This is a genomic window from Labrys sp. KB_33_2, from assembly GCF_052114505.1.
Classification (GTDB): Bacteria; Pseudomonadota; Alphaproteobacteria; order Rhizobiales; family Labraceae; genus Labrys.
Window position 1 is genome coordinate 307,342 of record NZ_JBFREW010000003.1, and the last position, 24,266, is coordinate 331,607.

At 64.8% G+C, this 24,266-nt stretch carries 24 protein-coding genes; 7 read left to right on the forward strand and 17 right to left on the reverse strand.

The features are described 5' to 3' along the window. Positions 1–20: 20 nt before the first annotated feature. The 3 genes from AB4037_RS06975 to AB4037_RS06985 all read right to left on the reverse strand — a co-directional run bounded on the left by AB4037_RS06975 (position 21) and on the right by AB4037_RS06985 (position 2,560). Positions 21–1,712: a SulP family inorganic anion transporter gene (locus AB4037_RS06975; protein ID WP_434958550.1), complete on the reverse strand. Its 1,692-nt coding sequence runs from the start codon at positions 1,710–1,712 to the stop codon at positions 21–23. Between the two features lie 164 nt (positions 1,713–1,876). Next, on the reverse strand, positions 1,877–2,149 hold the full coding sequence (locus AB4037_RS06980; protein WP_434958549.1) for a helix-turn-helix domain-containing protein: 273 nt from the start codon (positions 2,147–2,149) through the stop codon (positions 1,877–1,879). A 168-nt stretch (positions 2,150–2,317) separates the two neighbouring features. Then, positions 2,318–2,560, reverse strand: a complete 243-nt coding sequence (locus AB4037_RS06985; RefSeq protein WP_441771001.1) for a hypothetical protein — start codon at positions 2,558–2,560, stop codon at positions 2,318–2,320. Position 2,561: 1 nt separating this feature from the next. Here AB4037_RS06985 and AB4037_RS06990 point away from each other — a divergent pair, with 1 nt between their 5' ends. From AB4037_RS06990 to AB4037_RS07010, 5 genes are all read left to right on the forward strand, one after another. Then, positions 2,562–4,550 carry a hydantoinase/oxoprolinase N-terminal domain-containing protein gene (locus AB4037_RS06990; protein ID WP_441771002.1) on the forward strand — a complete coding sequence of 663 codons (1,989 nt, stop codon included), beginning with the start codon at positions 2,562–2,564 and terminating at the stop codon, positions 4,548–4,550. A gap of 165 nt (positions 4,551–4,715) precedes the next feature. Next, on the forward strand, positions 4,716–5,432 hold the full coding sequence (locus AB4037_RS06995; RefSeq protein ID WP_441771003.1) for an SDR family NAD(P)-dependent oxidoreductase: 717 nt from the start codon (positions 4,716–4,718) through the stop codon (positions 5,430–5,432). A gap of 270 nt (positions 5,433–5,702) precedes the next feature. Further along, on the forward strand, positions 5,703–6,677 hold the full coding sequence (locus AB4037_RS07000) for a GAF domain-containing protein (protein ID WP_441771004.1): 975 nt from the start codon (positions 5,703–5,705) through the stop codon (positions 6,675–6,677). Between the two features lie 212 nt (positions 6,678–6,889). Beyond that, positions 6,890–8,407 (forward strand): aldehyde dehydrogenase, encoded by a 1,518-nt coding sequence (adh, locus tag AB4037_RS07005; protein ID WP_441771005.1) that lies wholly within the window; start codon positions 6,890–6,892, stop codon positions 8,405–8,407. Positions 8,408–8,526: 119 nt separating this feature from the next. Continuing rightward, the gene (locus AB4037_RS07010; RefSeq protein WP_441771006.1) at positions 8,527–8,910 is read left to right on the forward strand and encodes a DUF779 domain-containing protein; all 384 of its coding nucleotides are present in this window, start codon (positions 8,527–8,529) and stop codon (positions 8,908–8,910) included. A 152-nt stretch (positions 8,911–9,062) separates the two neighbouring features. On the opposite strand, the gene AB4037_RS07015 is transcribed toward AB4037_RS07010, so the two are convergent. Beyond that, positions 9,063–9,818: an SDR family oxidoreductase gene (locus AB4037_RS07015; RefSeq protein WP_434958543.1), complete on the reverse strand. Its 756-nt coding sequence runs from the start codon at positions 9,816–9,818 to the stop codon at positions 9,063–9,065. Between the two features lie 150 nt (positions 9,819–9,968). Here AB4037_RS07015 and AB4037_RS07020 point away from each other — a divergent pair, with 150 nt between their 5' ends. Then, positions 9,969–10,349 carry a hypothetical protein gene (locus tag AB4037_RS07020; protein WP_434958542.1) on the forward strand — a complete coding sequence of 127 codons (381 nt, stop codon included), beginning with the start codon at positions 9,969–9,971 and terminating at the stop codon, positions 10,347–10,349. 207 nt (positions 10,350–10,556) lie between these two features. Here AB4037_RS07020 and AB4037_RS07025 read toward each other — a convergent pair whose 3' ends face one another. The 7 genes from AB4037_RS07025 to AB4037_RS07055 form a co-directional block, all read right to left on the reverse strand. After that, positions 10,557–11,303, reverse strand: a complete 747-nt coding sequence (locus AB4037_RS07025; protein ID WP_434958541.1) for an HAD-IIB family hydrolase — start codon at positions 11,301–11,303, stop codon at positions 10,557–10,559. A gap of 126 nt (positions 11,304–11,429) precedes the next feature. Continuing rightward, positions 11,430–12,188 (reverse strand): ATP-binding cassette domain-containing protein, encoded by a 759-nt coding sequence (locus AB4037_RS07030; RefSeq protein ID WP_434958540.1) that lies wholly within the window; start codon positions 12,186–12,188, stop codon positions 11,430–11,432. Between the two features lie 3 nt (positions 12,189–12,191). After that, entirely contained in the window at positions 12,192–13,178 is a 987-nt protein-coding gene (locus tag AB4037_RS07035; protein ID WP_441771007.1) for an ABC transporter permease, read from the reverse strand. A gap of 253 nt (positions 13,179–13,431) precedes the next feature. After that, a complete protein-coding gene (locus AB4037_RS07040) occupies positions 13,432–14,313 on the reverse strand; it encodes a substrate-binding domain-containing protein (protein WP_441771189.1) in 882 nt (293 codons plus the stop codon). Positions 14,314–14,697: 384 nt separating this feature from the next. Beyond that, a complete protein-coding gene (locus AB4037_RS07045; protein WP_441771008.1) occupies positions 14,698–15,927 on the reverse strand; it encodes an argininosuccinate synthase in 1,230 nt (409 codons plus the stop codon). Positions 15,928–16,161: 234 nt separating this feature from the next. Continuing rightward, positions 16,162–17,715, reverse strand: coding sequence for a Ppx/GppA phosphatase family protein (locus tag AB4037_RS07050; RefSeq protein WP_441771009.1), 1,554 nt, complete (start codon positions 17,713–17,715; stop codon positions 16,162–16,164). A 125-nt stretch (positions 17,716–17,840) separates the two neighbouring features. Continuing rightward, complete coding sequence (locus AB4037_RS07055; RefSeq protein ID WP_441771010.1) at positions 17,841–18,734, reverse strand: LysR substrate-binding domain-containing protein; 894 nt, start codon at positions 18,732–18,734, stop codon at positions 17,841–17,843. 103 nt (positions 18,735–18,837) lie between these two features. Here AB4037_RS07055 and AB4037_RS07060 point away from each other — a divergent pair, with 103 nt between their 5' ends. Next, the gene (locus tag AB4037_RS07060) at positions 18,838–20,094 is read left to right on the forward strand and encodes an MFS transporter (RefSeq protein WP_441771011.1); all 1,257 of its coding nucleotides are present in this window, start codon (positions 18,838–18,840) and stop codon (positions 20,092–20,094) included. A 14-nt stretch (positions 20,095–20,108) separates the two neighbouring features. On the opposite strand, the gene coaA is transcribed toward AB4037_RS07060, so the two are convergent. From coaA to AB4037_RS07090, 6 genes are all read right to left on the reverse strand, one after another. Continuing rightward, a complete protein-coding gene (gene coaA, locus AB4037_RS07065) occupies positions 20,109–21,062 on the reverse strand; it encodes a type I pantothenate kinase (protein WP_434958534.1) in 954 nt (317 codons plus the stop codon). 31 nt (positions 21,063–21,093) lie between these two features. Then, the gene (locus AB4037_RS07070; RefSeq protein ID WP_441771012.1) at positions 21,094–21,411 is read right to left on the reverse strand and encodes a phosphoribosyl-ATP diphosphatase; all 318 of its coding nucleotides are present in this window, start codon (positions 21,409–21,411) and stop codon (positions 21,094–21,096) included. A 25-nt stretch (positions 21,412–21,436) separates the two neighbouring features. Continuing rightward, positions 21,437–22,285, reverse strand: a complete 849-nt coding sequence (gene hisF, locus AB4037_RS07075) for an imidazole glycerol phosphate synthase subunit HisF (RefSeq protein WP_441771013.1) — start codon at positions 22,283–22,285, stop codon at positions 21,437–21,439. A gap of 81 nt (positions 22,286–22,366) precedes the next feature. Further along, the gene (gene hisA, locus AB4037_RS07080; protein WP_441771014.1) at positions 22,367–23,107 is read right to left on the reverse strand and encodes a 1-(5-phosphoribosyl)-5-[(5-phosphoribosylamino)methylideneamino]imidazole-4-carboxamide isomerase; all 741 of its coding nucleotides are present in this window, start codon (positions 23,105–23,107) and stop codon (positions 22,367–22,369) included. Next, on the reverse strand, positions 23,095–23,745 hold the full coding sequence (gene hisH / locus AB4037_RS07085; RefSeq protein ID WP_441771015.1) for an imidazole glycerol phosphate synthase subunit HisH: 651 nt from the start codon (positions 23,743–23,745) through the stop codon (positions 23,095–23,097). The genes hisA and hisH overlap by 13 nt, the downstream gene beginning before the upstream one ends. After that, the gene (locus AB4037_RS07090; RefSeq protein WP_441771016.1) at positions 23,742–24,263 is read right to left on the reverse strand and encodes a DUF2628 domain-containing protein; all 522 of its coding nucleotides are present in this window, start codon (positions 24,261–24,263) and stop codon (positions 23,742–23,744) included. The genes hisH and AB4037_RS07090 overlap by 4 nt, the downstream gene beginning before the upstream one ends. Positions 24,264–24,266 lie beyond the last annotated feature (3 nt).

Sequence of the window (24,266 nt, forward strand, 5' to 3'; positions counted from 1 at the left end):
TTCTGGGCCGGCGGGAACGTTCAGTCCGAAGCCGCGTCCCGCGGTAGCGCCAGCCGGGCCCGGAAGCGCACCTGTGGCGGGCGCACGCCGTGGGAGAGCAAGACCCGCAGCACGGCGGGACGGGCGCCGACGATCTGCACCGTACCACCCCTGCCCGCGGCCTTGCGCACCAGCCCGTGAATGGTGGCTGCAGCGGTTGAATCGATGATCGGCACGCCCGAAAAGTCGATGATAGTCGTCTTCGGATGCTCGCCGATGTCGTCGAGGGCGGCGGCGACCGTGGCGGCCGCGCCGAAGAAGAAGGCACCGGAAATCCGGTAGGCGACCACGTCGGGATTGCTGGCCAAGCCGGCCTCATAAGGCAGGGGGTCCTGATCGCTGCCGGCGTCGGACAGATCCTCTTCGACGACCGGCCGCAATGTCTCGATCTCGACCGCCTCGGCCATGCGGTGCAGGAAGAGGAGGCAACCGAGGGCAAAGCCGATCAGGATGCCCTCGGTGAGATCGCGGAACACCACCACCAGGAAAGTGACTGTCACCACCACGGCATCGCCGCGCGAGGCGCGCACCAGCGTGGCGAACTGGTGGAGCTCGAACATGTTCCAGCACACCACCGCCAGCACCGCCGCGAGGGCCGCCAACGGGATATAGCTTGCAAGCGGGGCCGCCAGCAGCATGAAGGCGAGCACGAAGAGCGAATGCAGAATGCCCGAGACCGGTCCGCGCGCCCCGGCCCGCACATTGGTGGCCGTGCGGGCGATGGTACCGGTGACGCAGATGCCGCCGAACAGGGCCGAGGCCATGTTGGCGATTCCCTGTGCCACCAGCTCGATATTGGAGCGATGGCGCCGGCCGCTCATGCTGTCGGCCACCACGGCGGAAAGCAGACTCTCGATGCCGCCCAGCAGGGCGAAGGCGATCGCGGTCGGCAGGAGTTCGATGACCTTGTCGAGCGACAGGGTCGGCAGATGAGGAGCCGGCAGCGAGCGCGGGATGCCGCCGAAGCGCGTGCCGAGCGTTTCCACAGGTATGCCCGCCAGCCAGACCAGCACGGCCGCCGTGACGGTTGCGATCAGGAAGGCGGGCCAATGGGGGCGTAGGCGCCGGATGACCACGATAAGGCCGATGGCGAAGACGGCGACAGCCGTGGCGGACAGACTGAAGCTCGGCAGGGCGGTGGCGAGCGCCTCGACCTTCTCGACGAAGGGGCCGGGTTCACCATCTTTGAACGTCAGGCCGAGCAGTTCCTTGATCTGGCTGGCGAAGATGATGACCGCGATGCCGGAGGTAAAGCCGACGGTAACGGGGTAGGGAATGTATTTGATGAAGGTGCCAAGCCGGAGGGCACCTATCAAGGTGAGGATGATACCGGCCATGAAGGTGGCGAGGAGGAGGCCGTCCACGCCATGCTGTTGCACGGCGGCGGCAACCAGCACGATGAAGGCGCCGGCGGGGCCGCCGATCTGGAACCGGCTGCCGCCCAGTACCGAGACCACGAAGCCGCCGACGATGGAGGTATAGAGGCCGCGGTCCGGCGTCACGCCGGAGGCGATGGCGATTGCCATGGACAGCGGCAGAGCGACGATGGCGACCGTCAATCCGGCGAGGATGTCGGCCCTCAGCTTGTCCAGCCCGTAGCCTTCCTTGAGAACCGTCACCAGCTTGGGCGTATAGAGCTCGCTGAAGCTGGGTTCATGCACCCGGGCCGTCATTGCTTCTCTCATTTCCGGAGACGGTGCAGAGCATTCTGCAGACCGCCGCCACTCAACCTCAAAGCGTCTTGTGATCTGATCGCATCGCTTCAAATCGCAAAGACGCGTCGAACCAAAGAGGTAGAGCAGAGAAGCGTTCACGCCTGAACGCGCTTTGCTCTAGGTCAGGCCGAGGGCACCTCCGACGATTTGGGCTGTTTGAGGCGCACACCTCGCCCACCCTCGCGGCTGACAGCATTGTCGCCAATCAGCTCGACGCCGGCGCGGTCAAGCGCCTCGATCACTTTCGTCAACGTATCGACCACACCGCGAACATTGCCTTCGCTCGCTTCCATGCGCTGAACCGTTGGCAGGGAAACCCCCGACAGGTCAGCGAGCTGGCGCTGGTCGATGCCGAGGAGGGCACGGGCAGCGCGCATCTGGGCAGCGGTGATCATAGGCAGCCTCGCATTTATCAAATACTATATTTCAACATTGATGTCTAGAACATCAATTAGAATGTTTAAGCCATCGACACTGGCGGCGCCTGCTGGAGCGTGCAGGGTTGGGAACCCACTCCTGTCCGTCCACGCCGCTTTGCCCTATAGCCGAAGCGTCCTGCGATTTCACGGAATCACCTCGAATCGCAAAGACGCCTCGAAACGAAGAGTTAGAGCAAAGCGACGTTTCGCGTAATTGCTCTCGGTGGTGCTCTCCCTCAACGGCAGAGGGAGTAATTGCGTTTTAGCCGAAAGGCGCTTTGCTTGAGGAAAGGCCGCCAGTGTCCAAAAAAATGCCGGTATGAGCGAGCGGCGCAGCCCGAATTCGCGTATCAGCAAAAGGACGATTGGATTGGTAGTGGCTGACATTATGGCTGTTTTGTTGGGTATCGATACGGGCGGCACCTTCACCGATGCCGTCCTCTATGACGAGGAGAAGGGCGTTCTCGCCAAGGCCAAGTCGCTCACCACCCATCATGATCTCGCCATCGGTGTCGGCGGCGCCGTCGGCGCGGTGCTGGCCCAGTCCGATGTCGCGCCCGCGCGCATCGCCCTCGTTTCGCTCTCCACCACGCTTGCCACCAACGCTATGGTGGAAGGCCAGGGCGGGCGCGTCGGCCTCGTCTATATCGGCTTCGATGCCGATGATGCCGAGCGGCCGGATCTCAAGGCGGCATTGAACGGCGATCCGGTGTTGCTGATTGCCGGCGGGCATGACGCCATGGGCCAGGTCCGCGCGCCGCTCGACGAAGCAGCGCTGATCGAACAGGCCCGCGCCTTGGCGCCGGGGCTGACCGGCTTTGCGGTGACCGGGCGCTTTGCCGTGCTCGATCCCAGCCATGAAATCGCGGCGCGCGAGATTCTGCGGCGCGAAACCGGCCTGCCGGTCACCTGCGGCCATGAACTCTCTGCCAAGCTGGACGGGCCGAAGCGGGCCCTGACCTGTGTGCTCAATGCGCGCCTGATCCATCTCCTCGAGGCGCTGATCGCCGCGACCGAAGGCCAGCTCACCGCGCTCGGTATCGCTGCGCCTTTGATGGTGGTGCGCGGTGACGGCTCGCTGGTGGCGGCCGAGGTGGCCAAGGCCAAGCCGATCGAGACGATTTTCTCGGGCCCGGCCGCCAGCGCCGTGGGCGGAGCCTTCCTCGCCGGTGCTCCGGACGCCCTGATCTCCGACATCGGCGGCACCACCACGGATGTCGTCGTGCTGCGCGGCGCCAGGCCGCGCATCGATCCGGCCGGCGCCCTGATCGGCGGCTTCCGTACCATGGTTGAGGCCATCGCCATCCGCACCTGCGGCCTCGGCGGCGACAGCGAAGTAGCGATCGAACAGCACGGCCTGGATACCTCGCTCAAGCTCGGCCCGCGCCGGGCCGTGCCTTTATCCCTGCTTGCCGACAGCCATGCCGACCTCGTGCATTCAACGCTCGACCGCCAGCTCAGGGCCGATCTGCCCAACGACCTCTTCGGCCGCTTCGCCATGCGCCTGCATTCGCCTCTCGCGGAACTGCCGGCATTGGAGGCCGAGGTGCTGGCACGGCTGGAGAACGGACCCCAGCCCGCCGACAAGCTGATCAACAGCCGGCGCGAGCTCAACGCGCTCCAGCGCCTGGTCGTCAGGCGCCTTGCCATCATGGCGGCGCTGACGCCCTCCGATGCCGCGCACCAGCTCGGCCTGCATCACGCCTGGGACAGGGTGGCGGCCGAGAAGGGACTCACTCTGTTTGCCAGACGGCGCAACGCCATGGGATTGCCCTTCGCGGACAGCGCCGAGGCGCTGGCGCGGCGGATCATCGAGACCCTCACGCGCCGTTCGGCCGAGTTCCTGCTGGAATGCGCTCTGGCCGAGGACGGCTTTCGGGAGACAGGCCTGTCGCGCCATGCCTTGTCGGTGGCGGCGCTCGACGGCCATAGCGGCCTCGTCAAGATCGGCCTGTCGCTCACGGCCCCGGTGGTCGGGCTCGGTGCCTCGGCCGCGACCTATTACGGCGATATCGCCGGCATGGTCGGCGCGCCTTCGCTGGTGCCCGAACATGCCGAGGTCGCCAACGCCGTCGGCGCCGTGGTCGGCGGCGTGCATGTTTCGGCCGAAGTGAAGGTGCTGCAGCCGGTGGAGGGAATCTTCCGGGTGTTCACGCGTTCAGGCACGCGCGACATCCTCGATCTCGCCGAGGCGCTGGGCCATGCTCAGGAGGCGGCGCGGATCCAGGCCGAGAGCGACGCCCTTACGGCGGGTGCCGCCTCGGTCGAGATTTCGGTGAGTGTGGACGAGAAGAAGATCGTGGCAGAGGGCCGGGAATTGTTCGTCGAGGCGCTGGTGACGGCCCGGGCGTCGGGCCGGCCGAGGATCAGCGCCTAGACGAAATTCCGACGCTCCTCTCTGCCTTGATTTGACTGATCGTGCGTCGCGCGGCGGGTATGCAGGGCCTTTCGTGCATTCATTTGTTGCATCTCGTGCGTCTGGCGCAGGGTATGCGCCTCGGCCTATTGCTGACCGATCACACCAGCAACGAGCGTTGAAGCCATGCCTGATACCTTATCTCCAAAGCCTGCCGGCACCATCCTGCTCATCGGAGCGTCCCGTGGTCTCGGCCACGCCATGGCCGTCGAATTCGTCAAGAAGGGATGGCATGTCGTCGGTACTGTTCGCGCCCAGGCAGGCAGAACGAAACTGCATGACCTGGCCGACGAGCATGGCAACCAGGTCGAGATCGAAACCGTCGACATCTGCGAGCCGGCCGAGGTCGCAGTACTCGGCGCCCGGCTGGCGGGTCGCCGGTTCGACATTCTGTTTGTGAATGCAGGCGTCACCAACGATCCCGAGGAAACCATCGCGGAGGTGACGACCGAGGAATTCATCCGTGTCATGGTCACCAATGCGTTGAGCCCCCTGCGCGTCATCGAGGACCTGGCGGATCTCGTCACTGGAACGGGCTTGATTGGCGTGATGTCGTCCGGACAGGGCAGTGTCAGCAACAACACATCTGGCATGCGTGAAGTCTATCGCGGCAGCAAGGCAGCCTTGAACATGTTCATGCGCAGCTATGCGGCCCGCTGTGCCGGGGAGGCTCACCCGATGGTGCTGATGGCTCCCGGATGGGTTCGCACCGACATGGGTGGCCCCAGTGGACGCCTGTCCATTGAAGAGAGCGTGCCGAGCCTCGTGAACGTGCTTCTCGAAAAACGCAGCAGGCCCGGCCTGGAATATCTCGACTATCGAGGGCAGACCGTTCCTTGGTGAGGGCTGCTTGAGGGCGTGCCCATCAATTGCCAAACCCCTCAGGCCGAGCATTTCTGGCGGGCGAGGTCGCGCTCGCATTCTGCGCGATGTTGACGCATCGAATGAAGAATTCATTTTCCAAAACGTTTTGGGCGATGATGAAAATCGCGACTGCGATTGACAGGGCAGGAAATTCCAGCGGAAGATGACGCCAACCGCGTCGATGTTGGGGAGCGGGCTGCCGAACTCCCCTTGTCGGAATGCATGCGGAGGGCGGAGCGAATGCCAGGAATGGGTAAGTCGGACCGTCTGCATCATGCGGATCTGGTCTATGCCACCTTGAGTGACGGCACATCGGGTGCCCAGTCTGCGGTCGCGGCCTCCTGGTCGCGCTCCATGAGCCATTACGGCCTCGATCCCGATCACGCGCCGCCGCCCCTGCGCCTCGGCGAAGGCGAATTCAGGGCGGCTTTGTCGCGCATGGAACTGCTGGTCCGCCTTGCGCAGACGACGCTCGACCGCCTGTTCCAGGCCGTTGGCGACGCCGGCTGCTGCGTCCTTCTCACCGATGGAGACGGGGTGCCGCTCGACCGGCGCGGCGAGGCGGGAGACGATGCCGATTTCGAGGCGCTCGGGCTGTGGACGGGCATGGTCTGGAGCGAAAAGAGCGAGGGCACCAATGGTGTCGGCACCTGTATTGCCGAAGGGCGCGCGCTGACCATTCACCGTGACCAGCATTTCCTCACCCGCAATATCGGTCTGAGTTGCACGGTGGCGCCGATCTGGGACGCGAATGGCCGCCTGACGGGCACACTCGACGTTTCGACCTGCCGCTCCGACGTGACGCCGGCCCTGCTCAAGCTGGTGGCGGCTGCCACGAGGGATGCCGCTACCCGCATCGAGACCCAGCATTTCCGCGAGGCCTTCCGCCATGCGCGCATCATGGTCGGGCCCGATGCCGGTTCCGGACCGGTCGGCCTGCTGGCCGTGGACAGGGAGGACCTGGTCATCGGCGCCAGCCGCGCGGCGCGCCTCGTCTACGGGCTGACGGACGAGCATCTCAACCACCCCTTCCCGGCCGGCGATCTCATCGATGGCGAAAGGGTGGGGCCGGGCGAGGGGCTGCTTGCAGGCGAGCGTGCCGCCGTGCGCCAGGCGCTGTCGCGTGCCAAGGGCAATGTCTCCACGGCAGCCCGTCTCCTCGGCGTCAGCCGTGCCACCATGCATCGCAAGATCGCGCGCCTCGGCATCGGCCGCGAGAGCTGATCGGGGGGCTGGTCTTCAGACCAGCCTGGAAGGACCGAGCTGGTCGAATAGGCGGGTCCGAAGACCCGCCCCCTAAATCTGTCTCATCCCTGAGACACATTGCCCTCGTCATCGCCTGTGCCCATCCTGACAAGCAGCCTCGCCCCGCCCATCCTCCCGGCCAGACGACGCCAGTCCCAAAACCTCAATTGGCGCGCTGAAGGAGGAAATTGATGAACAAGCCCGAGATCGTCCGCTCGCCTGGAACGCTGTTCAAGCCCCGCTACGGCAATTTCATCGGTGGCCAATGGCAGGAGCCGCGCAGCGGCAAATATTTCGAGAACACCTCTCCCGTAAACGGCCGGGTCCTCTGCCAGATCGCCCGTTCCGATGCCGCTGACGTCGAAGCCGCCCTCGACGCCGCCCATGCCGCCAAGGACGCCTGGGGCCGCACCAGCGTGGCGGAACGCTCGCTGCTGCTGCTGCGCATTGCCCAGGTGATAGAAGACAATCTGGAAACGCTCGCTCTGGCCGAGACCTGGGACAATGGCAAGCCGATCCGCGAGAGCACGGCCGCCGACCTGCCGCTCGGCGTCGACCATTTCCGCTATTTCGCCGGCGTGCTGCGCGCGCAGGAAGGCGGCATCTCCGAAATCGACCACGACACGGTCGCTTATCATTTCCATGAACCGCTCGGCGTTGTCGGCCAGATCATCCCCTGGAACTTCCCATTGCTGATGGCGATATGGAAGCTCGCCCCGGCACTCGCCGCCGGCAATTGCGTGGTGATCAAGCCGGCCGAGCAGACACCCGCCTCCATCCTGGTCCTGGCCGAGCTGATCGGCGACATCCTGCCGCCGGGCGTGCTCAACATCGTCAACGGCTTTGGTTTGGAAGCCGGCAAACCTTTGGCGTCCTCCAGCCGGATCGCCAAGATCGCCTTCACTGGCGAGACCACCACCGGCCGCCTCATCATGCAATACGCCAGCCAGAACCTGATCCCGGTGACGCTGGAGCTCGGCGGCAAGTCGCCCAATATCTTCTTCAAGGACGTCGCCGCCGAGGACGACGATTTCCTCGACAAGGCGATCGAGGGCTTCGTGATGTTCGCCCTCAACCAGGGCGAGGTCTGCACCTGCCCGAGCCGCGCCCTCGTGCATGAAAGCATCTACGACCGCTTCATCGAGAAGGCGCTGAAGCGCGTCGCCGCCATCAAGCAGGGCGATCCGCTCGATCCCACCACCATGATCGGTGCGCAGGCGTCCTCCGAACAGCTCGAAAAGATCCTGAGCTATTTCGATATCGGTCGCCAGGAAGGCGCCGAGGTGTTGATCGGCGGCGAGCGCAACGAACTGCCCGGTGACCTCGCCGGCGGTTATTACGTCAAGCCGACCGTGTTCAAGGGTCACAACAAGATGCGGATCTTCCAGGAGGAGATCTTCGGCCCGGTGGTCTCCGTCACCACCTTCAAGGATGACGAGGAAGCGCTTTCCATCGCCAACGACACGCTCTATGGCCTCGGCGCCGGCATCTGGACACGCGACGGCACGCGCGCCTATCGCTTCGGCCGCGCCATCCAGGCCGGCCGCGTCTGGACCAATTGCTACCACGCCTATCCGGCCCATGCGGCCTTCGGTGGCTACAAGCAGTCCGGCATCGGCCGCGAGAACCACAAGAAGATGCTCGATCACTACCAGCAGACCAAGAACATGCTGGTCAGCTACTCCCCCAAGAAGCTTGGCTTCTTCTGATCCGTGCCGGAGCATTTTGCTCCGGGGATCGCCTTGGCCGCCCGGTTCACGCCGGGCGGCCCTTTTGATAGCCAGGCAGGGTCGGAAGTGGCGATCCGTGCTGGGATGAGGGAACGATTATGCAGGACACCGCCCTCGAACGCGTGACGGCGACGCCGGCCGCCCTCGACCTGATTGCGAGCCTCCAGGCCGGCTACGGCCCCGTGCTGTTCCACCAGTCGGGCGGGTGTTGCGACGGTTCCTCGCCGATGTGCTATCCGCAGGGTGAGTTCATTGTCGGGGACCAGGACGTGCTCTTGGGCAGCATCGGCGATGCGCCCGTCTATATCAGCGCCCTGCAATTCGCCGCCTGGAGCCATACCCAGTTGATCATCGACGTGGTGCCAGGGCGCGGCGGCATGTTCTCCTTGGAGAACGGCACGGAAAAACGCTTCATCACCCGTTCGCGCACTTTCTCGGGCGAGGAGATCTGCGTGCTGCCGGCTGTGAGAAGCGGGGCCTGAGGGCCTTCCCCGGGTGCGCGGGCATCACAGCGACATGCATGCATGTCGCGATGCCCGCGGCGCGGTGTGCCGGTCTTCAGACCGGCATCTTCCTTGCCGATCTCGCCCCATCTCTCGATGGAACTGAGAAGATCGGCACGCCAATCCCGCGCTTATCCTCGCCCCACCAGCGGCATCTTGGTGGCCATTACCGTCATGAACTGCACATTGGCCTCGAGCGGCAGGCCGGCCATGTAGACCACCGCATCGGCGACATGCTTCACGTCGAAGGTCGGCTCGGGTTTGATCGAGCCGTCGGCCTGCGGCACGCCGCCCGGCATCTTGGACGCCATCGGCGTCAGCGTGTTGCCGATGTCGATCTGGCCGCAGGCGATGTCATATTTGCGCCCGTCCAGCGACGAGGATTTGGTCAGGCCGGTGACCGCATGCTTGGAGGCGGTGTAGGGCGCCGAATTCGGGCGCGGCGCGGTGGCCGAGATCGAACCATTGTTGATGATGCGCCCGCCCCGCGGTTCCTGCGCCTTCATCACACGGAAGGCCTCCTTGGTGCACAGGAACACGCCGGTAACGTTGGTGTCGATCACCGCCTTCCACTGCTCGAAGGGCAGGTCCTCGATCGGCACGCCGGGGGCGATGGTGCCGGCATTGTTGAAGACGAGGTCGACACGGCCGAGGGCGGCGACGGTGGCGTCGAACAGCGCCGCCACCGAGGCGGGGTCGGTGACGTCGGAGGGGATGGCGCGGGCAGAGGCCGCATGCGGGCTTTCGGCGATCGCCGCTTCCAAGGCCTCCTTGCGACGCCCCGTGAAGACGACAGACCAGCCATCGCCCAGCAGCGCATGCGCGACGGCCTTTCCGATGCCGCTGGCGGCGCCTGTGACGATGGCGATCTTTCCTTGACCCGACATAGGGTTCCTCCCGATTCCAATTCGATTTGTGCTGCAACGCGCAGTTCCGCCCGCCCAGGCGGGTTAGGCCTGACAGGCAGCCGCTTCCGTTGTCAGACAAATATCTCTAATCGGAAATCTCGTACAGGGCGAGCCTCCATGACAGCCATCATGACAGATCTTCACATCCGCAAGCTTTGCAACGCCCTCATCCCGAATGCGGTGCCCTCGAAGCTGGTGCCCGACGTCACCGTCAGCACGGTCGATCGAATGAGCCGCAAGATGGGAGGCCTGTGGGTCGGCGGACGTGTCGAGATCACGCCCGAAGGGTTGTCCTTCGCCGCCAATCGCCTGAACAAGGCCTTTCATATCGGCTTGCAGCCCGTGCACATCCCAATGGCTGCCATCCGCAAGGCTTGGCGGGAATTCGGTTGGGTGACCGGCATCGTCGCCGTCGAGCATGACGAAGGCACGTTCCGCTTCCGCTGCTATGGCGCCCGCAAGGTGGCGGCGGTGCTGGAGAAATATATCGCGGGGCGGCAGGAGCGGTGATGGATCGCTCGGTGAAAGGGCCTGCCTTGTCCGTAGACTCGCAGCGTTCCAAGATGTGGCGCAGAGATCCTTCCCCGAAACCGAGGAAGGATTATTGCGTTTTGTGAGGCTCGGCCGAGATATGTGAATCAAACAGCTGAAGCCGAGGGCGATAGAGCGCACCCTACCAAGGCGCGGGAGCTCGCCGTTGTGAGGCGCCCCAGTTTCTCACCCCAGGCAGGCGATAATGGTCTCGATCACCCGCTTGGTCTCCTCCGGATCCCTGACGCGGATCGAATCGACACCGGCCTCCTTGGCCGCATAGTCGTTGCCGCCCGGGAAGAGGGCGTCACCGGCGAAGATCATCTCCTCGATGGCGATGCCCAGACGGTCGCGCAGCTTGGCGATGCCATAGGCCTTGTCGATGCCCTGCCGGGTCACGTCGATCGATGTGGCGCCGCCCATGCGCACCGAGAAATCCGGTATCGACTTGTCGAGATAGGTCTTGAGGATGGTGCGCTTCTTGAAATCGGGATCCCAGCTGTGCTTGGCCTCGAGGGGTGCCTCCTGGCCGAGTGCGGACATGGTGATTTGGCTGCCGCGATCCTCGATGCGCTCGCCCCAGATCCGCTCGGGCTTGAAGCCAGCCTCAACGAAGGCCGCCTCCAGCGCAGCAACGATGCGCTGCTTGTCTTCCGTGGACAGGTCCTCGCGATAGACGGGCACCCAGGCGCCCCCATCGAAATGGAAGAATTTCGTGCCGCAGGTGGGCAGCAGATGCAGCCGGTCGAAACGATCGCCGGCGGGGAGGTTAGCGAGGAACTGCTTTTCGAATTGCGGCCAGTCGCCGCCCGAGATCACGGCGACCTGGGCGACGGTGAGAAGCTGGCCCAGGAGGGCAGCCATCTCGGCGTCGATGGCCGATTTGCTCTTGGCAAGCGTGCCGTCGAGATCGAAAATGACGAGTTTCTTCATGAAGAGCTTCGATGTCCCTGGGGAAGGAAAGAGTCCGGCCGTTATAAACGAGTTGGCCGGATGCGCCACTCTACGATGGTACAGTCGGGCTCACCCTTTCGGGGCACGCCGCTTTCCCGGGAACTCTCAGTGATCCATGCCGGTGATCACCCGTTCGACCGCCTCCACGCTGGTCGTTTTGGGATCGATGTCGTCGGCGACGACGCGGCCGCGGCGCATCACGACGATACGGTCTACCACTTGGAAGACATGATGGATGTTGTGGGCGATGAAGATGCAGGAATGGCCGGAACTGCGGGCATTGCGCACGAAGTTCAGGACGCCTTGCGTCTCCGCCACGCCCAGATTGTTGGTGGGCTCGTCGAGAATGATGAGGTCGCTGTCGAAATGCATGGCGCGGGCGATGGCCACCGCCTGGCGCTCGCCGCCGGAGAGCGAGCCGATCGGCGTGGTCGGTGCGATGTTCTTGGAGATGCCGACCCTTTTCAAGAGCGTCGTCGCGACCTCGTTCATCTTGGCCTGGTCGAGGCGGTTGAGGAAGCGCGGCCCCTTGATCGGCTCGCGCCCCAGGAAGAGGTTGCGGGCGATCGAAAGCTGCGGCACCAGGGCCGAATCCTGGTAGATCGTCTCGATACCCTCGGCGATCGCGTCGGTGGTGGAGCGCATCACCACCTTCTTGCCACGGACATAGATGTCGCCGGAGGTAGCCGCTACCGCCCCGGACAGGATCTTGATCAGGGTCGATTTCCCAGCCCCGTTGTCGCCGAGCAGCCCGACGATCTCGCGCCTGTTCACCGTGAGGGTGACGTCCTCGATGGCGCGGATGCGGCCATAGGACTTGGCGATGTTCTGCATGCGGACGAGTTCTTCTTGAGGTTCAGCCATCGCTCATCTCCCTTCCTGGTGCCGGCGGTCGAGCCATGAATGCAGCGCCATCATGCCTAAGATGATCGCGCCGATGAAGATGTTGTAGGCCAGACCCGGCACGCCGATCAGCACGATGCCGTTGCGCATCACGCGCAGGATGAAGATGCCGAGCACGGTGCCGATGATGGTGCCCCGGCCGCCGGTGAGCGCGGTGCCGCCGATCACCACCATGGCGATCACCTCCAATTCATAGCCCGTGCCCGAATTGGGATTGGCCGAGGCGGTCCGGATCGATGAGATGATGCCGGCAAAGGCCGAGAGCACCGAGCACAGGATGAAGAGCCAGACCTTGGTGGCATCGACATTGACGCCGCGCGCCCGCGCCGCATTGGGATTGCCGCCCGCCGCCTGGATCCAGTTGCCGTATTTGGTCTTGGTCAGGACATAGCCGAGCACGACGGCCGCGATGGCGAACCAGAGCAGGGACATGTAGACGCGAAAGCCGCCGATATAGAAGGTGCCGACCAGGATGTCGGCGAGTGGCTGGTCGCCCGCATTCCAGGTGCGCTGGGGAAAGCCGTTGGTGACGAAGAGGGCCGTGCCGCGCACCACCAGGAGCATGCCGAGCGTCACCAGGAAGGAGGGGATCTTCAGCCTGGTGACGAAGAGGCCGTTCACCCAGCCGATCAGCGCCGCGACGACGAGCGCGACGAGGAAGGCTACCCATAGCGGGGTCGCACCGCTGTTGAACAGCGTCCACATCAGCACCGGCGAGAAGCCGAAGAGCGAGCCGACCGAGAGATCGAACTCGCCCGAGGTCATCAGCAGCGTCATCGCCAAAGCGATCAGGCCGAGCTCGACGGTGAAGGCCAGAATGTTGCTGAGATTGTCCGGGGAGAGGAAGTCGGGGTTGATGCCGCCGAAGATGGCGAGTTCGATGACCAGGAGCACGAAGGGGCCGAATTCGGGCCGGGCGATCGCGCGCTGGAGCAGGGAGCGTTGTTCCACGAGAATTCCTTGGCGGGTGATGGAGGCGGATGCGGAAGGGGCGCTTCGGGGGCGGTGTGATGATATTGAGATTGGCTCGACATTTGTCATTGCCGGGCTTGACCCGGCAATCCAACCTGCCGCGCAGGCGGTGGCCCGGCCTCCTGGATGCCCGGGTCAGGCCCGGGCATGACAACGGTCCGTGTCTCCTACGATATCAAAAGAGGCCACCGCGCTGGACAGCCATTCCCGGCCGTCCGCGCCTGTGAATGCCCTATTTCTTGCCGCTCAGGATGTCGTCATATTGCTGGGCGGCATCCTTCTCGTAGAGCGCGCCGGTGATGACGTTGAAGCCGGGGCGGATGCCGCTTGACGCCATGGCCGCCATCGACAGAGCGATATAGCTGGTCGCCTGCGGATCCTGCCATTGGGCGGCGTTGACATAGCCGTTCAGCACTTCCTGGGTGGTGTCGAGCGAATTGCCCCAACCGACGACCGGGATCTCGCCGGGCTTGACGCCGACCTGGTCGAACACGCGTTTGATCGAGCCGGTGACGAGGTCACCCAGGCCGATGATCGCCTTGATCTTCTTGCGGTTGGTGGTGAGGTAGTCGGTCATGCGCGAGATGACTTCGGCCTGGTCGAGCGTGGCCTCGGTGATCTCCCAGGTGATGCCGAGCGGCTTGAACACGCTGGAAATGCCCTGCTCCTCCTGCACGCCATAGGTGGCGCCGGGGATCTCCACCGGCATCCAAACGAAATCGCCGGCCTTCACCAGCTTCTTGTCGACCAGATATTGGGCCCAGGCCGCGCCGAATTTGACGTTGTCGCCGCCGACATAGGCACCGAACTGGGCTTGGGGGTCGGGCGTGTTGAAATTGATGATCGGGATCTTCTTGGCGTTGGCTTCCTCGACCACCTTGATCAGGCTGCCGGGATCGGGGCTGGTGGTGACGATGCCGGCGGCGCCCGCCGCGATCGCCGCGCGCACGGCCTCCTGATGGGAGGCGACGTCGCCATTGTGGAAGGAGGTGTTGACCGTGTTGCCGGTGTCACTGGCCCATTGCTTGGCGCCCGCCAGGAAATAGGTCCAGACCGGGTCGGCCGGACCGCCATGGGATATCCAGTAGAATGTCTTCGGGGCGGCTTGCGCCATCGGGAGAGAGGCAGCCAGCGCCAATATCGCGCCGGCAACAGCCAAGACGAATTTCCTGATCATGGGGGTGCCTTGCTCGTGTTCCGGTCTCTGGAGGACCAACAGGCACGATCATTGCAATTGTATTACGATTAATCAATGCGATCTTTGATATGAGATCGTATCATCACAGAGCATTCGTCGGGGTGATCGAAAGAAAGGGACTCATTTTACTTCAAGGGTTCATCTTGCGGCGCAGAAATTATTTGCTGCAATGCATCAAAGTTAACACGCTATCGTTCCGCTGGGCTTGGATGCTGTCGATCTGAAGCGCTTTGACAAATAAAAAGCCCTTCCCTGGGTGGGGAAGGGCAGTGAGCAATTTCAAACTTGATGCGAACCGGATCAGACGCCCAGCTTGCGTTTGCGGCTGCCGAGGGTGCGCAGGCGCAGGGCGTTGAGCTTGATGAAGCCGGCGGCGTCGCGGTGGTCATAGGCCACGGCGCCTTCCTCGAAGGTGACGAGGTCCTGGCTGTAGAGCGAGTTGGGGCTCTCACGGCCGATGACATGCACGCCGCCCTTGTAGAGCTTGAGGCGCACCGAGCCCGTCACCGCTTCCTGGCTCTTGTCGATCAGGGCCTGCAGCATTTCGCGCTCGGGCGAGAACCAGAAGCCATTGTAGATGAGCTCGGCATATTTCGGCATCAGCTCATCTTTGAGATGCGCTGCGCCGCGGTCGAGCGTGATGCTCTCGATGGCACGGTGGGCCGGCAGCAGGATGGTGCCGCCGGGCGTCTCGTACATGCCGCGCGACTTCATGCCGACGAAGCGGTTCTCGACGAGATCCAGCCGGCCGATGCCGTTGATGCGGCCGAGTTCGTTGAGCTTGGCGAGCAGGGTGGCCGGGCTCATCTTCACGCCGTCGATGGCGACGGCGTCGCCCTTCTCGAAGTCGATGGTGATGACGGTAGGGGTGTCCGGCGCATCTTCCGGATTGACCGTGCGCGAATAGACGTAATCGGGCACCTCGATCGCCGGATCCTCCAGCACCTTGCCCTCGGAGGAGCAGTGCAGCAGGTTGGCGTCGACCGAGAAGGGCGCCTCGCCGCGCTTGTCCTTGGCGATCGGGATCTGGTGCTCTTCGGCGAACTTGATCAATTGTTCGCGCGAGCGCAGGTCCCATTCGCGCCAGGGGGCGATGATGGTGACATCGGGCTTGAGGGCGTAGTAGCCGAGCTCGAAGCGCACCTGGTCGTTGCCCTTGCCGGTGGCGCCATGGCAGACGGCGTCGGCGCCGGTCTTCTCGGCGATCTCGATCTGCTTCTTGGCGATCAGCGGGCGGGCGATCGAGGTGCCGAGCAGATAGACGCCTTCATATTGGGCATTGGCACGAAACATCGGGAAGACATAGTCGCGCACGAATTCCTCGCGCAGGTCCTCGATGTAGATGTTCTCAGGCTTGATGCCGAGCAGCAGCGCCTTCTGGCGCGCCGGCTCCAATTCCTCGCCCTGGCCGAGATCGGCGGTGAAGGTGACGACCTCGCACTTATAGGTCGTCTGCAGCCATTTCAGGATGATCGAGGTGTCGAGGCCACCGGAATAGGCGAGCACCACCTTCTTGACGGATTGAGACATCAAAGAGCCTTCGGGTTGGGATGGCACCGGGCAGGGAACCCGGCGACGAAAATCGCGCGCGACTATAGTCAGCCGGTGCAACAAGACAAGCGTGGGAGGCGCTCCTTCGGAGCTGGAATTCGCTACCCTCTGCGCCTTCGAGGGATTTTCTCCCACAGCGACCAGCCGCGAGCCAGTCAAGAATTGTGATCTATCGGAACAAGAACCTTGAAGTGAGACGCCTGGCGAAGCCGATCAACCCTCTTGGGCGAGTTCGGTGATCTCCGAGAACTTGACCCCGGCCGCGGCGGCCAGCAGGGACAGGCGCTCGCTCACCGCTTCGCTGTCCGGCACGCGGGCCGAACGGCCGACTTCCAGGCGGAGGCGGTTGGAGCCGATGGAGAGGCGTGAATTGGCCAGCACGGCCGGCGTGCCGCCGGACAAGCGGTAGGCCACCAGCAAAGCCCGTCCAAGGATCTCGGCGCGGCGACGATCCGCCGGGGACAGCAACTTCAAGGCCCCGGCGAGATAGGGCGCATCGAGCCGGCCGGCGTGACGGGCGTGAAGCGCGACGGCGAGGAAGGCCCGCTCGGCGTGATCCAGGCCGATGAAGGGAAATTGCAGCACGCGGCGGTGGCTTTCTTCCGCCCGTATGTCGGGATGGTCGCGCCAGCCGAGGTCCGAGAGCGCACACAAGGTCACGCGCAGGCGCTTTTCGGCCGGACTCTCGTCCGGGAACAGCCCGGCGGTCCAGGCAACCAGAGCGGGAGGAAAGTCTGGCACGCGCGAACCCGGCAGCCCGATCAGCTGGGCGCCTTCGACCAAGGGATCGAGATAGCGCTCCTCGGCGTCGAGCTGCGAGTAGAGCCAGCCTTCCCTCAGGCCGAGGGCCGAGAATACCACCTCGTCCGGCGCCAGATATTTGAGCACGCGGTCCAGAACCAAGGCGGCGGCAGGCATGGTTCGCGCGCGCCGACGCGATATGCCCGGCAATTCAGCGATCTTGGCCAGGGGCAGGCGCAGCAGCGTCTTGGCAAAGGCCCGGGCCTCGGTCGCCGGGAGGCGATAGCCATGTACCACGGGAACCGGCGCCGCATTGAGTGCCATATGGGCCTTGGCGAGTGTCCGCCATCCCCCACCGACGGCAAAGAAGATCGGCTGTTTCAGGAAGGAGGCGGGCGTTTTCTCCTTCAGCAGTGCATCGATCCGCCGTTTCGCATCGTCCGGGCCTTGCATTAGCGCCTCGACCGGCAGGGCCCCCAGGGGGAAGCTGACCCAGTCCTCGCCAACCCGGTCATCCAGGGCGGCGGCGAGCTCCAGGCTGCCCCCGCCCATATCGCCGACGATGCCGACGGGCCGGTGAAAGCCGGAGATCACGCCAAGCGCCGCAAATCTCGCCTCCTCGGCGCCGCTGAGGATGCGGACATCGACGCCCGCCTCCGCGCGAATGGCCTCGACCAGATCCTTGCCGTTCTCGGCCCGGCGCACCGCCTCCGTCGCGGTGGCATCCAGGCGCGCCACGCCCATGGCATCGGCCACGGCGCGAAAACGTCGCACGGCCTCGACCGTCCGCTGGAATCCCTCGACGGAGATCAGGCCGGTCTGGGCCAGCCCTTCACCGAGACGACAGAGCGATTTTTCATTGAAGCGCGGCAATGGGGCGCGGCCAAGCTGGTCGTAGACCACCAGGCGGACCGAATTGGAGCCGATGTCAATGACGCCATAATGCGCCCGATCGAGGCGTCCCGCCCGCTTCGGATCGAGGTCGAGCGGACGATGAACGGCTGCCGTGCCGGTGCTGGTCTCCATGAAGCGCTCCCAATGACTGCCGGGAATCTGGCGTTGGTTCCAGAATTGCCGGGATCATGGCGGAACCAGGGGGCTTCGTCCATCCGCAGGATGGGGAACGCAGCCCATCGTCGAGAGCATCTTTCTCAGATCCGCTCGCCCGTCAGCCGGTGGGCGAGCATCTCGACGAAAAGGCGGGTTCGGGCCGGCGTGCCGGCCTGGGCGGGCCACACGGCGCTCACCGGCGTCGGCGGCGGCTCGTAGTCGGGGAGCAGCACTTCCAGGCGACCATCGTCGATTTCCCGTCGTACCTGCCAGAGCGGGGCGATGCCGATACCGGCCCCGAGGGCGACGGCTGCATTGGCCGCGGCGGCATCGTTGCATTTCATCGCGCCTTTGACCGGGATGCGCACGAGCCGGTCCCCGATCATGAACGGCCAGGCATCGCCCTCCGGCCCGATGGTGCGGATGACGCAGCGGTGGGCGGCAAGCTCGGCCGGCAGGCGCGGCCGGCCATGCTGCATCAGATAGGCCGGCGCGGCCACCACCACGCGGCGCAACTGGGTGATCTTGCGCGACCGCAGGCTGGCAGCGCCGAGATCGCCGACCCGGATCGCCACGTCCAGGCGTTCTTCGATGAGATGGGAGAAGGCGTCGTCCAGCACGAACTCGATCTCGACCTCCGGATAACGCTGGGCGAAGGCCACGGCGGTCGGCACGACGAATTGCGCGGCGAAATGGATCGAGGCACTGATGCGGAACAGGCCGGCGATGCGCTGCCCCTCGCGCTGGGCCTGCGAGCGGGCATCGTCGATGTCCTTCAGGGCCGCGCGCAACCGCTCGCGCAGGAGCATCCCGGTCGGCGTCGTCTGCAGGCGACGCGTGGTGCGCCGGATGAGCTCGACGCCCAATTCCGCCTCGAGTGTAGCGATCGCCCGGCTTACCGCCTGCAGCGAGCGGTTGAGATGATGTGCCGCTGCCGTCAGGCTGCCGCGCTCGACCGTTTCGACAAAGGCTTCATATTGCTCAAGGCTCGCCATATTATCACGAATAAAGGAATAATTATTCAAGAATAATAGCAATTATCACCTTAATCGGATGGATGCAAACTGCGACCCGATTTTCTCATTGGGAAAGAGCATCATGCCCTCCACCTCGACCGCCGGAATGGCGCAGGCGCCCGCCGAACCGGTTGACGGCCTGTCCGCCGGCCTGACCCTGCTGTTCGCGTCTGCTGTCGCCATCGTCGTTCTCGGCCTGTTTGCCTCGCAGCCTCTCATCGGCCTGATCGGCCCGGCCTTCGGCCTCGATGCCGCCGAAGCCGGGCTCGTCACCACGCTCACCTTGCTGGGGTATGCCAGCGGCCTGTTTCTGTTGGTGCCGCTCACCGACATCGTCGAGAACCGGGCGCTGATCGTGGCGACCCTGGCCGTCGACGTGCTGGCCCTGGCTGCGGTCGCCTGCGCGCCGACGCCGGCTCTTTTCCTCGGCGCCTGCTATGTCGCGGGGCTGACGGCGAGCGCCATCCAGATGCTGGTGCCTGCGGCGGCGCAATTGAGCCCGGCGAGCCAGCGCGGCCGGGTGGTCGGCAATGTGATGAGTGGCTTGATGTTCGGCATCCTGGTCTCGCGACCGTCCGCCAGCCTCGTGGCGGAGATCGCGGGCTGGCGCTGGTTCTATGGCGGCCTTGCCATCCTGGTGGCCCTGCTGGCGGCGAGCCTGGCCTTCATCATCCCTCAGCGCCGGCCGGCCGGTGGCGTCGGCTATCTCGGCCTTATAGGCTCATTGTGGACGATCCTGCGACAGGAACCGGTGCTGCAGCGGCGGGCGCTTTATCAGGCTTTGTGCATGGGGGCGTTCGGCGTGTTCTGGACCTCGGTGGCGTTGCGCCTTGCCGAGGCGCCCTTCGGGCTTGGCCAGACGGGGATAGCCCTGTTTGCGCTGGCGGGTGCGGCCGGTGCCGTGGTGGCGCCGCTGGCCGGACGGGCCGGGGACCGGGGCCGGACGCGCTGCGCCACTCTGCTCGCTCATTGCGCCGTGATCTGCGCCATGGCCTTGGCCGAGATCGGCGGCGATCTGATGACCCGCAGTGCATCGCCGCCTTCGTCGCCCGTCGCCCTGGCGGTGCTGGCCACCGCCGCCATCCTGCTCGACCTCGGCGTCGTCTGCGACCAGACTCTGGGGCGCCGCGCCATCAACCTGCTGCAGCCGGAGGCGCGCGGGCGCATCAACGGCCTGTTCACCGGCCTGTTTTTCATCGGCACGTCGGTGGGATCGGGTCTGTCGGGCGTGGCCTGGATCGCGGCCGGCTGGCCCGGCATCTGCGCGGTAGGCGCGGCTTTCGGTCTTGCGGCCCTGGCGACCTTTCTCACCGAGAGGGCCGGAGCCCGGGCGCCCTGAGACTATCCTCGGGCTCACAACTTCCGGAGCGAAACCTGCTCGATGTCGTGGCTGTCTCCCTTGCGCAGGATCAGATCGGCGCGCGGGCGGGTCGGCAGGATGTTCTCGATCAAATTGGGCTGGTTGATACGGCTCCACAGGCCAAGTGCCGTCTCCAGGGCTTCGGCCTCGGTCAGGTCGGCATATTTGTGGAAGAAGGAGAGCGGGTTGCGGAAGGCCGTCTCGCGCAGGGTCATGAAACGCTCGACATACCAGCGCCTGAGCAGCGGTACCTCGGCGTCGAGGTAGACGGCGAAGTCAAAGAAGTCGGAGGTGAAGGGGATCGCCTTGCCGTCGCGGGGAAGGCGAGCCGGCTGCAAGACGTTGAGCCCTTCGACGATCAGGATGTCGGGCTGGTCCACCGTGACGATCTCGCCCGGCACCACGTCGTAGACGAGATGGGAATAGACCGGCGCCGTGACCTTGCCCTGGCCCGCCTTGATGTCGGCCAAGAAGCGCAGGAGGCGCTGGGTGTCGTAGCTTTCCGGAAAGCCCTTGCGCTCCATCAGCCCGTGCTCGCGCAGGAAGGCATTCGGAAACAGGAATCCGTCGGTGGTGATCAGGTCGACCTTCGGCGTGTTCGGCCAGCGCGTCAGCAATTGGCGTAGCACGCGGGCGGTGGTCGATTTGCCGACCGCGACCGAGCCTGCCACGCCGATCAGATAGGGCACCTTGCCGTCGCGGGTGCCGAGAAAGCGCTGGGTTGCGCGATGCAGGCCCTGCGTCGCCGCGACATAAAGTGAGAGCAGGCGCGATAGTGGCAGGTAGATTTCCTCGACGTCGGTCAGCGAGACCGGGTCGTTGAGGGCGCGCAGGCGGTCGAGCTCGGCCGCCGTCAAGGTCATGGGTGTGTCGGCCCTCAGCTTGGCCCACTCGCTGCGAGTGAATACCGAATAGGGGGAGACCGGCGACTTCACGAGTTGATCCATGGCGTTTGCCTGCCCCCTCAATTGATTGGCGTCACTTCGGACGGGCCGCTTTTTCGGCAAGGCCTGATTGCCCGGTGCGCCGCTCGAGTTCCTGCAGGACCAACGCCAGCGGGATGTCGCGTGCCTTGAGGCCAACGAGCAGATGATAGAGCACGTCTGCGGCCTCCGAGACGATCGGGCCTTCATCGCCTTCGGTGAGGGCGATTACGAACTCCACTGCCTCCTCTCCGAACTTCTTGGCGGCACGCGGCGGCCCGCCCGCCAGCAGCTTGGCCGTCCAGGACTGCTCCGGCGGCGCCTTGGCGCGCTCCGCCACCCGGGCTTCGAGATCGTTCAGCGAAAAGCTCATGCCGCAATAGCGTTTTGCGATCTGGTTAGATCGCAAAACGCGTCTCCTTATTTTGAGTCATGTTGGGAATGCGATCGTCTCCGATCGAATTCCCCACTTGTCCATCAAGGCGCATCGGCAGGCCCGCCTTGGCCATATAGGTCTTGGCCTCGCGGATCGAGAAGGTACCGAAATGGAAGATCGAGGCGGCGAGGACCGCGCTGGCATGGCCGTCGCGCACACCCTCGACCAGATGTTCGAGCGTTCCCACACCGCCCGAGGCGATCACCGGCACGCCGACCCTGTCGGCGACGGCGCGGGTGAGATCGAGATCGAAGCCGATCTTGGTGCCGTCGCGGTCCATGGAGGTGAGCAGCAATTCGCCGGCGCCCAGCCGCACCACGTCCTCGGCAAAGGCGATGGCGTCAATGCCGGTCGGGCGGCGCCCGCCATGGGTGAAGATCTCCCAGCGGGGCGCCTCGCCTTCGGCAGAAACTCTTTTGGCGTCGATGGCGACGACGATGCATTGCTGGCCGAACTTCTCGGCCGCGCGGGCGACGAATTGCCTGTCGGCCACGGCCGCCGAATTGATCGAGACCTTGTCGGCACCGGCGAGCAGGAGCTGGCGGATATCCTCGACCGCGCGCACGCCGCCGCCGACGGTGAGCGGCATGAAGCAGGCCTCGGCGGTCCTGCTGATCACATCGAGCAGCAGGCCGCGGTTCTCATGGGTGGCGGCGATGTCGAGGAAGCACAATTCGTCGGCGCCGGCGGCGTCATAGGCACGCGCGCTCTCGACCGGATCGCCGGCATCAATGAGATCGACGAAATTCACGCCCTTGACGACACGGCCGTCCTTGACGTCGAGGCAGGGGATCACGCGGGCTTTGAGCATCGACCTTCTTGACCGGGACTGCGGGCCGTTGCCGGCACCATGACAGAATTATAGAGGAAAATCACGTGCTTCGCTGGCACGTCAGGCCACCCTGCTCAGCAAAGCGAGGGCTTCCTGCGGGTCCAGGCGGTGGTCATAGAGGGCGCGCCCGGCGATGGCGCCTTCCAGCAGGGCGGCATCGGGCTGGACCAGGCGTTCGACATCGGCAATGGAGGCAAGACCGCCCGAGGCGATCACCGGGATCGAGACTGCCCGGGCCAGAGCCAGGGTGCCGTCCCAGTCGATGCCCTTGAGCATGCCGTCCCGGGCGATGTTGGTGTAGATGATGGCTGATACACCCGCATCCTCGAAACGCTTGGCGATTTCCTCGGCGGTCACTGTGGAGACCTCGGCCCAACCCTCGACCGCGACGAGGCCGTCGCGTGCGTCGAGGCCCACGGCGATCTGCCCCGGAAAGGCCTTGGCGGCTTCCTTGACGAAGGTGGGATCGCGTACGGCAGCCGTGCCGATGATCACGCGCGCGATGCCCTTGTCGAGCCAGGCGGCCACCGTGCGCATGTCGCGGATGCCGCCGCCGAGTTGCACCTTCATGGTGCAGGCGGCGAGGATGCGCTCCACGGYGGCCGAGTTCATCGGCTTGCCGGCGAAGGCACCGTCGAGGTCGACGACGTGGAGATGGGAAAAGCCCATGTCCTCGAAGGCGATCGCCTGTTCGGCCGGATCGTCGTTGAAGACGGTGACCTGGGCCATGTCGCCCTGGATGAGGCGCACGCAGCGCCCTTCCTTGAGATCGATTGCGGGAAAGAGGATCACGGGCGCCACCGCAGGAAGTTGGCGATCAAAGCCAGGCCGAGAGCCTGGCTCTTCTCGGGATGAAACTGGGTTCCCACCATGTTGGCGCGGCCGACCATGGCCGTGACCGGGCCGCCATAATCGGCCTCGGCGATCACATTGGCCGGATCGGCTGCCGCCAGATGATAGGAATGGACGAAATAGGCGTGCAGGCCGGAAGGACCGGTCGGGATGCCGGCGAGGAGCGCATGCTCCCGCCGGACCGACAGCGTGTTCCAGCCCATATGCGGCACTTTGAGGATTGGATTTGCAGGCTGGATGGCTTTGACGTCGCCGCCGATCCAGCCAAGGCCCTGCGTGGTCTCGAATTCGAGCCCGCGCTCGGCCATCAACTGCATGCCGACGCAGATGCCGAGGAACGGGCGGCCCTTGACGGTGACGGCATGGCCGAGAGCCTCGATCATGCCGGATACGGCGATGAGCCCGCGCTTGCAGTCGGCATAAGCGCCCACGCCCGGCAACACGACATGATCGGCGCTGGCAACCCGTTCGGGATCATTGGTCACCTCGATGGTGGCGGCCAGCCCGGCTTCGCTCGCGGCGCGCTCGAAGGCCTTGCGGGCCGAGTGCAGATTGCCCGAGCCATAGTCGATGATGGTTGCGATCAAGGCTTTGTTCCATACGGTTCGGGAAAGACGCCGAGCACGCCCGGCGAACCGCTGCTCTGGCCAAGGGCTGATGACCAGGGGCCGGGGAATTCATGGCCAGGCAGCACCTGGCCTGATGCTGGCGGGTTCGGGGAGGCGATGGACCGTCCCTCGAAATGGCGTTGTTCGGCCTCGTCGAGGCTCTGGCCGGATGCGATGCCGGCAAAGCGCCAGCCCTGCCGGCGCATGGTCCAACTGCGCAGGGCATTCGCTTCAAGGGCGAAGCACAGGCTGACCAGCAGCGAGACGATCCCGGCTGCGCGCTGGTCCAGCGACAGCATCGTTGTCAGCACGGCGAGCGCCACCTGCAGCGCCAGCCAGGCCAGGAACACCAGCCACATCTTGCGCCACAACAGCCAGACCGGCGTGACGAGGAAGGCGCCGAGGCTGAAACCATCCTTGACGAAGACGGATTTGTCGGCCGCCGCCAGCGTGCCGGGAGCGGTCTTGGCAGGCTCGAACACGAACCAGCTCGGCATCGT

Bases quoted from the DNA above. Each gene is read 5' to 3' on its own strand.
- AB4037_RS07070 (WP_441771012.1), bottom strand. From the start codon at position 21,411: ATGAGCTTTTCGCTGAACGATCTCGAAGCCCGGGTGGCGGAGCGCGCC.
- AB4037_RS06995 (WP_441771003.1), top strand. From the start codon at position 4,716: ATGCCTGATACCTTATCTCCAAAGCCTGCCGGCACCATCCTGCTCATC.
- AB4037_RS07055 (WP_441771010.1), bottom strand. From the start codon at position 18,734: ATGGCGAGCCTTGAGCAATATGAAGCCTTTGTCGAAACGGTCGAGCGC.
- hisF (WP_441771013.1), bottom strand. From the start codon at position 22,285: ATGCTCAAAGCCCGCGTGATCCCCTGCCTCGACGTCAAGGACGGCCGT.
- AB4037_RS07000 (WP_441771004.1), top strand. From the start codon at position 5,703: ATGGGTAAGTCGGACCGTCTGCATCATGCGGATCTGGTCTATGCCACC.
- AB4037_RS06990 (WP_441771002.1), top strand. From the start codon at position 2,562: ATGGCTGTTTTGTTGGGTATCGATACGGGCGGCACCTTCACCGATGCC.
- AB4037_RS07020 (WP_434958542.1), top strand. From the start codon at position 9,969: ATGACAGATCTTCACATCCGCAAGCTTTGCAACGCCCTCATCCCGAAT.
- AB4037_RS07030 (WP_434958540.1), bottom strand. From the start codon at position 12,188: ATGGCTGAACCTCAAGAAGAACTCGTCCGCATGCAGAACATCGCCAAG.
- AB4037_RS06985 (WP_441771001.1), bottom strand. From the start codon at position 2,560: ATGTCAGCCACTACCAATCCAATCGTCCTTTTGCTGATACGCGAATTC.
- coaA (WP_434958534.1), bottom strand. From the start codon at position 21,062: ATGGATCAACTCGTGAAGTCGCCGGTCTCCCCCTATTCGGTATTCACT.
- adh (WP_441771005.1), top strand. From the start codon at position 6,890: ATGAACAAGCCCGAGATCGTCCGCTCGCCTGGAACGCTGTTCAAGCCC.
- AB4037_RS07015 (WP_434958543.1), bottom strand. From the start codon at position 9,818: ATGTCGGGTCAAGGAAAGATCGCCATCGTCACAGGCGCCGCCAGCGGC.
- AB4037_RS07045 (WP_441771008.1), bottom strand. From the start codon at position 15,927: ATGTCTCAATCCGTCAAGAAGGTGGTGCTCGCCTATTCCGGTGGCCTC.
- AB4037_RS07050 (WP_441771009.1), bottom strand. From the start codon at position 17,715: ATGGAGACCAGCACCGGCACGGCAGCCGTTCATCGTCCGCTCGACCTC.
- AB4037_RS07025 (WP_434958541.1), bottom strand. From the start codon at position 11,303: ATGAAGAAACTCGTCATTTTCGATCTCGACGGCACGCTTGCCAAGAGC.
- AB4037_RS07010 (WP_441771006.1), top strand. From the start codon at position 8,527: ATGCAGGACACCGCCCTCGAACGCGTGACGGCGACGCCGGCCGCCCTC.
- AB4037_RS07060 (WP_441771011.1), top strand. From the start codon at position 18,838: ATGCCCTCCACCTCGACCGCCGGAATGGCGCAGGCGCCCGCCGAACCG.
- AB4037_RS06975 (WP_434958550.1), bottom strand. From the start codon at position 1,712: ATGACGGCCCGGGTGCATGAACCCAGCTTCAGCGAGCTCTATACGCCC.
- AB4037_RS07040 (WP_441771189.1), bottom strand. From the start codon at position 14,313: ATGGCGCAAGCCGCCCCGAAGACATTCTACTGGATATCCCATGGCGGT.
- AB4037_RS06980 (WP_434958549.1), bottom strand. From the start codon at position 2,149: ATGATCACCGCTGCCCAGATGCGCGCTGCCCGTGCCCTCCTCGGCATC.
- AB4037_RS07090 (WP_441771016.1), bottom strand. From the start codon at position 24,263: ATGCCGAGCTGGTTCGTGTTCGAGCCTGCCAAGACCGCTCCCGGCACG.